This is a genomic window from Saccharopolyspora sp. 6M, from assembly GCF_020176775.1.
Classification (GTDB): domain Bacteria; phylum Actinomycetota; class Actinomycetes; order Mycobacteriales; family Pseudonocardiaceae; genus Saccharopolyspora_C; species Saccharopolyspora_C gregorii.
Map to the genome: position 1 here is coordinate 1 of NZ_JAIUJZ010000359.1, position 247 is coordinate 247.

Genomic DNA, 247 nt, shown 5'->3' on the forward strand with positions numbered 1-247 from the left:
ACTTCGACGCCTCCGCCTGGCCGCCGCCCGGCTCGTCCGAGGTGGACATCGCGTCGCTGTACGACGACTACGCCGCGACCGGGCTCGACTACGGGCCGGTGTTCCGCGGGCTGCGCGCGGTGTGGCAGCGCGGCGCGGAGCACTTCGCGGAGGTGCGGCTGCCCGCGGAGGTCCGCGACGCCGAGTCCTACGGCCTGCACCCGGCGCTGCTGGACGCGGTGCTGCACGCCACGGTGTTCGCCGCCGC

At 76.1% G+C, this 247-nt stretch carries 1 protein-coding gene; it reads left to right on the forward strand.

The genetic code is table 11. The features are described from left to right. Nucleotides 1-247 (forward strand): polyketide synthase dehydratase domain-containing protein (locus LCD31_RS28820; protein ID WP_224963332.1); only part of this gene is annotated, 247 nt, incomplete at both ends.